The sequence below is a fragment of the Bacillus cereus group sp. BfR-BA-01408 genome (assembly GCF_022663305.1).
Classification (GTDB): Bacteria; Bacillota; Bacilli; order Bacillales; family Bacillaceae_G; genus Bacillus_A; species Bacillus_A pacificus.
In genome coordinates this window covers 69124-80809 of the sequence record NZ_JAKUFF010000014.1, presented here as the reverse complement: position 1 = coordinate 80809, position 11686 = coordinate 69124, and the positions used below count along the sequence as shown (strand labels likewise).

Genomic DNA, 11686 nt, shown 5'->3' with positions numbered 1-11686 from the left:
CGGGTCCATCCATAAGTGACAGCCGAAGCCGCCTTTCAATTTCGAACCATGCGGTTCAAAATGTTATCCGGTATTAGCCCCGGTTTCCCGGAGTTATCCCAGTCTTATGGGCAGGTTACCCACGTGTTACTCACCCGTCCGCCGCTAACTTCATAAGAGCAAGCTCTTAATCCATTCGCTCGACTTGCATGTATTAGGCACGCCGCCAGCGTTCATCCTGAGCCAGGATCAAACTCTCCAATAAAGTTAGTTTGTCTAGCATCTAAAATAAAAATTGACGTTTCACGTTGTTTGTTTCGTTCAGTTTTCAAAGAACTACTTGGTCGCTCATTTGCGACTTCCTTATGTTAACATTTTCGTTTTTTGATGTCAACTAAGTTTTTTAATTTCTTTTTGTCGTTTTCTGCGTTTCTGCATCAGCGACGGTTATTAATATATCATGCAGTACATAAAGGGTCAATACTTTTCATAAAAAAATTTCACATCCCGTTAAAACTTTAAAATCATGTTCCAAAAGCCATTATAGCTTCCCTTCATCCTACTCCACATTTCATATCTTATCACTCTATCGCATTTTTAGACGAGTGAAAATTCTAAATTTTATGTTATATTATTATTATAGGAGCGTGGTGAGAATGGGCATTAAATATTCGAACAAAATCAATAAAATCCGGACCTTTGCATTAAGTTTAGTATTTATCGGTCTCTTTATTGCATACTTAGGAGTCTTTTTTCGTGAGAACATTATTATTATGACAACATTTATGATGGTTGGCTTTTTAGCTGTTATCGCTAGTACTGTCGTTTACTTTTGGATTGGTATGTTATCTACTAAAACTGTACAAATTATTTGTCCAAGCTGCGATAAACCTACAAAAATGCTCGGTCGTGTCGACGCATGTATGCATTGCAACCAACCTTTAACAATGGATCGAAATCTAGAAGGAAAAGAATTTGATGAAAAATATAATAAGAAGAGCTATAAGTCATAAGTATATACGGAGACAATGCATCCTTACAAAAATAAACATGAAAAGGTGATTTCTTAACCAAGAAATCACCTTTTGTATTTATCCTTAATTAAATCCTCCACTGAACATTTTAAATCATTCTGAACCTAACGTAATTCCCATATATAATAAAGAAAGAGGTTGACGTAAAGCCGTCAGCCTCTTTCTTTATTATATATTACGCCTTATGACACTCTGGACAAACGCCATAAATTTCTAAGCGATGACTATTAATAACGAAGCCTGTCGTTTTCGCAGCTTCCTCTTCAAGCTGTTCCAAACCTCCATAAGGAAAATCAACAATCTTACCACATTTTTCACAAATCACATGATAATGTTGACTTGTAACATAATCAAATCTACTTGAAGCGTCTCCATAAGTTAATTCCTTTACAAGTCCAACCTCTTTAAATACACGCAAGTTATTATAGACAGTTGCAACACTCATATTTGGAAACTTACCTTCTAATGCTTTATAAATTTCATCCGCTGTTGGGTGCGTCATAGATTCCACAAGGTACTCTAAAATAGCATGACGCTGTGGAGTAATGCGTACACCCGTATTTTTCAGCATTTCTAGCGCTTCTTTTAATTCTTCTTTGACCACCGTCATGCACCCCGATTCTATACGGATTATTATTTTATAATTCTTATAAAGAGTGTACTCCTTTTCTTATAAATCGTCAATATTTCTACTATAAGTATGTGGTTTATTTTTGTATATAGCCTTATTCTTATGTATCTTTCCCTATTTTTTATGCATTTACAATAGAAAAAAAGTGCGATATAATCGCACTTGGAATACTATCATCTGAGGAGGTATGCCCTACACTTCACTTTATGTAAGACAATAAAATATGTATAGACACTCGCCTTACTTCTATATATTTTATCTCCACAATGGATTTACTTTATATAAGAAAGAACATCTTCAATATGTCCCTTCACTTTCACTTTACGCCACTCTTTTACAAGCTCACCGTCTTTATTAATAAGGAACGTAGAGCGCTCAATTCCCATGTACTCTTTCCCAAAGTTCTTTTTCAACTTCCAAACATCATACAATTCCGCTACCTTATGATCTTCATCTACTAAAAGTACAAATGGAAGTTCATGCTTCTCAATGAACTTCAGATGTCTGTTCGCTGAATCAGGGCTTACACCAAGAATAACTGTGTCCTTCTCTTGAAATAATCCATATGCATCTCGAAAATCACATGCTTCAGTTGTACACCCTGGAGTCATATCTTTCGGATAAAAATATAGAACTACATTTTTACCACGAAAATCAGCTAAGCGAACTTGTTCCCCGTTACTTCCCTCTAATGTAAATTCTGGAGCCATTTCTCCTACTGTGATCATTGTTATCACTCCTACTCTTTTCTTTTACTATAACAAATGCTTCCTTATTTTTCATTGTCTATTACAGACCTCATTACAAAAGCAAACGGTAATGTATATCCAATTAGCGCTTCTCCAATCGCAATCCACCGCCCAATTCCAATCGGAGATATGTCACCATATCCAACAGACAATAAAGTAACTGCGCTAAAATACAAACAAATTTCAACCAGTTGAAAAGAGTGAGCGTTTAAGCTTTCTCCATCCTCTTTCAAAACTGCAAAACCCATTTCCTCTAATACAACGTAACTTAATCCAAATGCAATCAATACTGTTGTATAAATCAAAAATAATGTAGCTAAATTATACAGCGAAAAAAAACGCGTTGAATCCGAATAGGAACTCCATAATAATTGGACACTCCTCAAAATAGCAATTGCTGCAATTAATAGAATAAATCCCCATAACATGTCCTCCACCTCATTTTATATGTATGAGACAGCCATTAGATTTATCCCTTAGAAACGAACAAGCTTTTATAATTAATTCCCTGCACCACGGTACCTTTTTACCCCTTGATTCCAAAGAGTAATTGCAATCGTAAAACAGATAACACCAACGAGCGGTGTTGCAAATGCATAGCTATTCCACTCTGTTTTCCTTAAAAAGTACGCTGCTGGATACACTCCGACAAACGCAAATGGTAGGACAAACGTTAAAATAAAGCGAATCACACGGTTATAAATATTAACAGGATAGCGGCCATAATTCCCTATGTTATACATTAGCGGCATAATCGAACTTTTCGCGTCCGACCAAAAACCAAGGCTTGCAAGCGTAACAAATATCCCTCCGTATACAAGTGCGCCCCCTCCTACCATCAACAAGAATAAGAAGATATCGTACCAGTAAAAAGATAATTGCAACTCCACTGCTGCGTAGCCCATTACAATCATTCCCGTAATCGCTCCAATTAAAGATTCAAGCTCCATTCTCTCTAATATAATTTGAAATAAACTATGAATCGGTCTCGTTAATATGCGATCCATTTCTCCTTTAATAATGTAACGATCATTAAAGTCCCATATGTTAAAGAAAGCTGAGAAAATGGCAAACGGCACTAAAAAGAAACCATAAATAAAGATGACTTCTTCTCTACTCCAACCTTTTAATGCTTGCGTATGTCCAAACACAACAAGAATAAAGATTAAATTAACAGCCTGTAGTGATAAATCAGAAAGTAACCCAACGATAAAATCGCCCCGATACTCCAATTTTGTTTTTATATATTGACTTGCATATTGCAAAAATAGTTTTATATATATCATCTCATCATCCCCCTTGTACAATTAGACGTTTTCTCGCCGTTCTCCACATGAGTACAATCGGAATAATAAGTACAATGGCCCAAATTACTTGGAATAATAATGCCTCATACAATTTACTTCCTTGTATACCTTCTGAGAAAATCATACTCGGAATATAACTAATAGCCTGAAACGGTAAAAACATCATTGCCTTTTGGGCCCATAACGGATAAAAACTAATTGGTAATAATAGACCTGAAAACAAATCAATAACAACACGTTTTGCATACATAATTCCGCTATTATTAAATAAGAAGAATGTGAGCATTCCCGTCATTAAATTAATTTGTGTATTAATAATAAAACTAAATATTAAAGATAAGAAGAAATATAACCACGTTTGAAAGTTCGTTGTAATTTGCAATGAAAATAATAAGGTAACGATGACCATACCCGGAATTGAAAAGAAGGCAAAGCGAAATATTCCTTCACCAAGACCTTGCATCACTTTCATCCCTAAATAGTTATATGGACGTATCAGTTCTACCGCTACACGTCCTTCTTGAATCTCCATCGCAATTTCCCTGTCTATATTATTAAAATAAAAAGCACGTGCCATCCACGCAATTGCGATATACGTAGTCATTTGCGAAATAGATAAACTTTCAATATTCTCTTTTCCGCTATAAATTGCTTGCCACAAAAAATAATATGCGCCGATATTAATTGTATAAATTAAAATCCCGCTATAGTAGTTTGTACGATACGCAAGCATCATTAAAAAGCGAATTCGAATCATTTCAATGTACTTACCCATGTTTAATACCTTCTTCATAAATGTTACGAATAATTTCCTCTGTAGACACTTCATTAATTTTTAAATCTTTAATTTGAAAGGCTTGTACCACTTTAGAAATAAGCATTGAAATAATAACTTCTTCATTCGGGATTTTGGCAATCCACGCGTTTTCCTCTTTCGCTTTCGACCAAACGACATGACTATCTGGCATAACCATTGATAAAGCCTGATAGGAAACTGGTGCGACAAACTGAAAATGTATTTCTTTCTCTGCTCCCCACTGCGTACGAAGATTATTTAAAGAACCGTCATACATAATATTGCCTTCATCCAGCATGATAACGCGCTCACATAAAGCTTCAATATCAGTAATATCATGAGTTGTTAATAAAATCGTTGTTTTATAACGTTCATTCATTTCTTTTAAAAATTCACGTATTTTCAATTTCACAAGTACATCTAACCCAATTGTTGGTTCATCTAAAAATAATAACGGCGGATTATGAATTAATGCTGCCGCTAATTCACAACGCATTCTTTGACCTAAAGATAGCTTTCGAACTGGCTTATCTAATAAAGGACCAATATCTAACGTTTCGATCACGTGCTCCATATGTTCTTTATACTGAGCGTCTGATACACCGTACACTTTTTTTAATAAACGAAACGATTCTTGTACCGCAATATCCCACCAAAGCTGTGAGCGTTGCCCGAAAACAACACCAATCGTTCTTACAAATTCTTCCCTCTGCTTATGCGGGTTCATCCCGTTTACTAAAATGTCTCCTGATGTCGGAGTCAAAATCCCCGTAAGCATTTTAATTGTCGTTGATTTACCAGCACCATTCTCACCGATATATCCAACCATTTCACCTTGTTTCACAGTAAAAGATACATCATTTACTGCTGGTACTATTTTATAATTACGATTCAATAAATCGCGAAATGCACCCTTTAAACCTGGACGACTTGAATAGGCTGTAAATTCTTTACGTAACCCTTGTACCTCAATTACCGATTTCATAACCGGACCCCCTTCCTAAATGTCACAACGAATAGTTTACCCAACTGCCTTCTCTATCACAAACAATACGTCTTTTCGAAAAACATGTTAGAATAATACATAGATTGTTGTAAGGAGATGAATGGTAGTGAAATTCACAAAATCAGAAGCATTACATAAAGAAGCTTTAGAACATATCGTTGGCGGTGTTAATAGTCCTTCTCGTTCTTTTAAAGCAGTTGGTGGCGGCGCTCCTGTTGCTATGGAACGTGGAAAAGGTGCTTATTTCTGGGATGTAGACGGAAATAAATATATCGATTATTTAGCAGCATACGGTCCTATTATTACTGGACATGCTCACCCGCACATTACAAAAGCAATTACAACAGCTGCTGAAAATGGTGTACTTTACGGAACTCCAACAGCGCTAGAAGTAAAATTTGCAAAAATGTTAAAAGAAGCAATGCCTGCATTAGATAAAGTCCGCTTCGTAAACTCTGGTACTGAAGCTGTAATGACAACAATTCGTGTCGCTCGCGCTTACACAGGCCGCACAAAAATTATGAAATTCGCTGGTTGTTACCACGGTCATTCTGATTTAGTACTTGTAGCAGCTGGATCTGGTCCTTCTACACTAGGAACTCCTGACTCAGCGGGTGTACCACAAAGTATCGCTCAAGAAGTTATTACCGTTCCATTTAATAATGTAGAAACTTTAAAAGAAGCATTAGATAAATGGGGACATGAAGTAGCAGCTATTCTTGTAGAACCAATCGTTGGAAACTTCGGTATTGTAGAACCAAAAACTGGCTTCCTTGAGAAAGTGAATGAACTTGTTCACGAAGCTGGTGCACTAGTAATTTATGATGAAGTTATTACTGCTTTCCGCTTCATGTACGGTGGTGCTCAAGACTTACTTGGCGTAACACCAGACTTAACAGCGCTTGGTAAAGTTATTGGCGGCGGACTTCCAATCGGTGCTTACGGTGGTAAGAAAGAAATTATGGAACAAGTTGCCCCTCTTGGACCTGCATATCAAGCTGGTACAATGGCAGGAAATCCTGCTTCTATGGCATCTGGTATTGCTTGTCTAGAAGTTCTTCAACAAGAAGGGCTTTATGAAAAATTAGATGAACTTGGTGCAATGCTTGAAAAAGGAATTTTAGAACAGGCTGAAAAACATAATATCGATATTACATTAAACCGCCTAAAAGGCGCTTTAACTGTATACTTCACAACAAATACAATTGAAGATTACGATGCAGCACAAGATACAGACGGAGAAATGTTCGGTAAATTCTTCAAACTTATGCTGCAAGAAGGAATTAACTTAGCACCTTCTAAATACGAGGCATGGTTCTTAACGACAGAACATACAAAAGAAGATATTGAATATACAATTGAAGCTGTAGGTAGAGCATTTGCCGCTTTAGCAAACAATAAATAATCCCGTCATTAAAAGGAAAAAAGAAAGCACACCTTTCTTTTTTCCTTTTTTCTATTTCATAAATCCCTTATTAATAGTATAATTATTCATAATTATCTGTTTAATTTTATTTTATATCCTTACTATCTTTGTATACAAGGCTGCTCACGCCTCGAATAGTAAGATTATTCAAACTTTCATAAGAGGGGGGATTGACGGATGCTCAATAAAACAAACACATGGACACCGTCTTTATTTCGAGATTACAAAAATGCAGAACACGATGCGTGTGGAATCGTTTCCGTTATGGAGAAACGAAAAATTCCTACAAAAGAAAATATTGACCTTTGCATACAATCGCTCGTCAAAATGAATCATAGAGCTGGTTTCATTAATGGCGAAGGTGATGGAATCGGTATTCACATTGATGTACCAAAAGCACTTTGGAATGAAAAATTAAAAAGTAGCGGATATAATCCAACGATCGTGGATCATCCCCACTTTATCGTTGGACATTTTTTTCTAAACAAAAACGAAAATATAGTTAATTTAAAAAATCATATTCGTACACAACTAAACAACGAAAACTTTGCAATTCTTTTCGAAAGTGATGATGTAATAAACTCCGATGCACTCGGTCCACTTGGTAAACAAGAAGAACCTTTATTTTGGCAAGTTGCTCTTATCGCAGAAAATGAAGTTACAAATATTGAGCAAACATTATTTACAGTAACGATAAAAATAGAAGAAAATGAAGCGATTCATGTTGCTTCCTTAAGTCGTGATCACGTTGTATATAAAGTTCTCGGTGCTGGTGATACACTTGTTGCCTATTACAATGATTTACAACACCCACTTATTGCTTCAACTATGACACTAGGACACAATCGCTATTCTACTAATACATTATCTAACTTCTTTCGTGTACAACCATTTAGTATCCTCGGACATAATGGTGAAATTAACACAATTGCAAAATTACGCGATCAAGCTGAAATGATTCACGTTCCACTTACTGCTGGGGGCAGTGACTCCCAAGATTTAAACCGCACCTTAGAAACTCTACTTGTTCAATACAACTACAGTTTATTTGAAGCAATGGATATACTATTCCCGCCAATTATTAATGAAATTAAACTTTATGAACCACATTTACAAGATTTATATACGTATATACGTGAAGCATGGGGCCATTTTGCACAAGGTCCAGCTGGCATTATTTCACGTTATAAAGATGAAGCTGTTTTCAGCGTGGATTCCCTTGGGCTACGACCAGTATGGAAAGTAGAGACAGAAAGCTCTTATATTTTCTCTTCTGAACCTGGAGTTGTATCACCAACTGAATATGTAGCAGAACCAAAACCACTCGCTCCAGGGGAAAAAGTCGGACTAAAGTGGAATGAACAAGATGAGCTTGTTCTTTATGAATATGACAAATACCAAGCTCAAGTATATGACCGTTTTAAAAAACGAGTGGATACTAAAGATTATCATTTAAACTTATCTACTCCTGAAACGAAAGAAATCCAAGGATTATGTGATTCTATGCAAGTTGAAACAAAACAATACGTTGCTTTCGGATGGGATCGTGAACATATTCAGCTTCTTGAACAGATGGCAACAAAAGGCGTTGAGCCAATTCGCTCACTTGGGCATGACTCACCACTCGCTGCACTCGATACTGATAGACGAAATATCGCTGACTTCATTAAGGAAAGTGTAGCTGTCGTTACAAATCCAGCAATCGATCGCGATCGAGAAGTTGAACACTTCTCCACACGAACGATACTTGGCAAACGTCCAAGTTTATTGGCTGGTGCTAAACAGCCATTTGTAGTTGAGATGCTTTCCCCAATCATTTTAGAAGGAAGTGTAGCACAATCTATTGTAGAAGAATTACACACAATTACGTACGAGCAACTTATACAACTATTCAATACTCATAGCTCTATCGCTACAATCTCTGCTACATTCAGTCAGGCAGAAACTTTACAATGTGCCTTAAGTCGAATTAGTTCTGAAGCGATAACAGCCGTGAACGATGGAGCTTCCCTATTATTAATAGACGATGCTGATGCTCACCTAAATGGACGATTATGGATTGATCCGCATTTAGTTACCGCGAAAGTACATCAAGTATTAAGCGAAAATAAATTACGCCGAAACTGCTCTCTCGTTATACGTTCTGGTGCCCTTCGCTCCTTACACGATATCGTCACACTGTATGGATTAGGAGCAGATAGTATCAATCCATATTTACTATTTGCAACCGTAAATGATGGGACAAAAACACCAATTACGAATTTATATCATGCACTTAATAAAGGACTGGAAAAAGTCATTTCAACAATTGGAATTCATGAATTGCGTGGTTACGGTCGCCTCTATTCTTCTATCGGGTTACATGAAGAAATCGCAAATATATTGCAAATTACAAATTTCTTAGGTTCAAATGATTTAGCTTTTTCTCTTGAATCACTTGCTGAAGATGCACAAATGCGAGCTAACGATTATAACAATCCTAAAGTTAGAATGCGAAAATCTTTTCATATATTCCCGCGAATTTGGAAAGCAATCGGCGATGTTGCAAAGGGAAACTCTTATGATGATTACCGTGAAAAATTAAGTGAATTAGAAGAAAATAACCCAATCGCAATTAGACATCTTGTTCAAACGAAAGAAACAAAACATGTCGTTCCGGCTGAAGAAGTGTCCATCAGTATTCAAAATCATGATTTGCCATTTATTATTAGTTCCATGTCATTCGGTTCTCAAAATGAAATTGCCTTTCGTGCATATGCAGAAGCAGCCGATCAGCTAAATATGATTAGTTTGAACGGTGAAGGCGGCGAAATTAAAGATATGATTGGAAAATATCCACATACACGTGGACAACAAATCGCGTCCGGACGATTTGGCGTAAACGCCGAACTACTCAATTCATCAAACTTAATTGAAATAAAAATTGGGCAAGGTGCCAAGCCTGGTGAAGGTGGACATTTGCCAGGTTCAAAAGTAACAGCCAAAATCGCCGAAGCGCGTAATGCTACAATTGGCTCTGATTTAATTTCACCTTCTAACAACCATGATATTTATTCCATTGAAGATTTAGCTCAAATGATTACAGAAATTAAAACGGCTAATCAGCTTGCGAAAGTAGCTGTAAAAGTCCCTGTCGTCCCTAACATTGGAACAATTGCTGTTGGTATCGCAAAAGCTGGTGCTGATTTTATTAACATTAGCGGATTTGATGGTGGTACAGGAGCTGCACGTATTCACGCATTGCAACATGTAGGGCTTCCTGTAGAAATTGGTGTGAAAGCCGCTCACAATGCTTTATTAGAAGCAAATATGAGACATAAGGTAGAAATTTGGGCTGATGGTGGTATTCGAAGTGTGAATGATGCCTTGAAAATTATGCTCCTTGGAGCAAACCGCATTGGATTTGGTACATTATCCATGATTGCAATCGGCTGTACAACTTGCCGCGGATGTCATCTAGATACTTGTCACGTTGGAATTGCAACACAGATTGAATCTGAAGCTCAAGCGAAAGAACACGGATTACGCCGCTTCGTCCCGCGTGAATTAGAAAGCGCCGTGGCTGGATTATTACATTTATTCACTACTTTTGGCGAAGAACTAAAACGATTAACAGGAAATCTCGGCTATACAAATTTACAAGAAATTGTCGGGCGTTCCGATTTATTAAAACAAGTTCGAGGCAAAAATTTATTAAACTTATGTAATTTACTACAAACGATAGAACATCCATCTAGTACAAAAACAGAACACGTACTAGAAAAACAATTTGAAACAATTCATTCCCCCCATTCAAAAGAATTAGTAGGCGTTGGCGTAGAACAACGCGTTATGGGTGGTCTAGAATCTTGTTATCGCGTTCGTAGTAAATTATATGAAGACACGAAGCTTGAACCACTTACATTAAAGTATACAAATGGCTCGATTCCTGGAAATGGATTAGGTGCTTACAATAGTGAGAACTTATTTATACACGTAAATGGCGGCGCACAAGATGGTATTGGTAAAACCTCCTTTGGTGGTGGTATTTATATAACGAAAGCAAAAGGAAAAGACGGTCTATATTATAACGGTTCTGTCGGAAAAGGTTTTGGATACGGTGCACAAAAAGGGGCGCTATACGTTCAAGGTAACGCTGATGCTCGCGCTGGCATTCGCCTCTCTGGAGCAGACATGATAATTGGCGGACGCATGATAAAGCCACTCCGTGAAAAAGAGCAAGGGAACATAGGAGCATACTCTAATATTAAAGGTTTCGCTTTTGAATATATGACAAATGGGCGCGCTCTTGTTTTAGGGGATCCTGGTCCATGGATTTGCGCTGGTATGACTGGCGGTGTTGTTTATTTACGCCATGATTCAAGCTTAGGTTTAACAGAACAGGCCTTAAAAAGAAGAATCGCAAAAGGAGCAAATGTTACATTACAACCACTTAGTAAAAATGGTGTGCAAGATGTGACCGAGTTATTACTAGATTATATCCGTGTATTAAATGAACATGAGCAATACGAGGAAGTTGCTTTATTGACACCGTTACTCGATGATATGCCGCAACAGTTTTTTGAAATCATCCCGAAAAAAGAGCAGGCTGATCCATCTATCTCAACAGAGTGATATGCCTATTTTTCATCTTCAAGAAAAAAATTGACGAAGTACACTTCTCATAGTAATCTATAGTAACAATTTGAAACCTGCTGAAATTCAGCAGGTTTTTTTACTAAAAATTGATGTTTAAAAAGAATTAGGAAAAAGTATAAA

9 protein-coding genes and 1 rRNA gene are annotated in these 11686 nt (G+C 36.9%); 3 read left to right on the top strand and 7 right to left on the bottom strand.

Features of this window, described 5'->3' with window-relative positions; all coding sequences use genetic code 11:
- A 16S ribosomal RNA gene (locus tag MR083_RS09585) occupies positions 1 to 244 on the bottom strand; the annotation flags it as partial.
- 391 nt (positions 245 to 635) lie between these two features.
- Here MR083_RS09585 and MR083_RS09580 point away from each other — a divergent pair.
- On the top strand, positions 636 to 992 hold the full coding sequence (locus tag MR083_RS09580; RefSeq protein WP_000511742.1) for a YgzB family protein: 357 nt from the start codon (positions 636 to 638) through the stop codon (positions 990 to 992).
- Positions 993 to 1188: 196 nt separating this feature from the next.
- Here MR083_RS09580 and perR read toward each other — a convergent pair whose 3' ends face one another.
- From perR to MR083_RS09550, 6 genes are all read right to left on the bottom strand, one after another.
- Positions 1189 to 1617: a peroxide-responsive transcriptional repressor PerR gene (perR, locus tag MR083_RS09575; protein ID WP_000237834.1), complete on the bottom strand. Its 429-nt coding sequence runs from the start codon at positions 1615 to 1617 to the stop codon at positions 1189 to 1191.
- Positions 1618 to 1916: 299 nt separating this feature from the next.
- Positions 1917 to 2372: a thioredoxin-dependent thiol peroxidase gene (bcp, locus tag MR083_RS09570; protein WP_000633720.1), complete on the bottom strand. Its 456-nt coding sequence runs from the start codon at positions 2370 to 2372 to the stop codon at positions 1917 to 1919.
- Positions 2373 to 2416: 44 nt separating this feature from the next.
- Positions 2417 to 2821: a potassium channel family protein gene (locus MR083_RS09565; RefSeq protein ID WP_000964350.1), complete on the bottom strand. Its 405-nt coding sequence runs from the start codon at positions 2819 to 2821 to the stop codon at positions 2417 to 2419.
- A gap of 72 nt (positions 2822 to 2893) precedes the next feature.
- Complete coding sequence (locus MR083_RS09560) at positions 2894 to 3679, bottom strand: ABC transporter permease (RefSeq protein WP_000639354.1); 786 nt, start codon at positions 3677 to 3679, stop codon at positions 2894 to 2896.
- Positions 3680 to 3683: 4 nt separating this feature from the next.
- Positions 3684 to 4475: an ABC transporter permease gene (locus MR083_RS09555; protein WP_000521517.1), complete on the bottom strand. Its 792-nt coding sequence runs from the start codon at positions 4473 to 4475 to the stop codon at positions 3684 to 3686.
- Positions 4468 to 5481, bottom strand: coding sequence for an ABC transporter ATP-binding protein (locus tag MR083_RS09550; protein WP_000843645.1), 1014 nt, complete (start codon positions 5479 to 5481; stop codon positions 4468 to 4470). Before MR083_RS09550 ends, MR083_RS09555 begins: the two co-directional genes overlap by 8 nt.
- Positions 5482 to 5602: 121 nt before the next feature.
- Here MR083_RS09550 and hemL point away from each other — a divergent pair, with 121 nt between their 5' ends.
- Both hemL and MR083_RS09540 read left to right on the top strand, forming a co-directional pair.
- On the top strand, positions 5603 to 6907 hold the full coding sequence (hemL, locus tag MR083_RS09545) for a glutamate-1-semialdehyde-2,1-aminomutase (RefSeq protein ID WP_011039977.1): 1305 nt from the start codon (positions 5603 to 5605) through the stop codon (positions 6905 to 6907).
- Between the two features lie 198 nt (positions 6908 to 7105).
- On the top strand, positions 7106 to 11542 hold the full coding sequence (locus MR083_RS09540; protein WP_100634462.1) for a glutamate synthase-related protein: 4437 nt from the start codon (positions 7106 to 7108) through the stop codon (positions 11540 to 11542).
- Positions 11543 to 11686 lie beyond the last annotated feature (144 nt).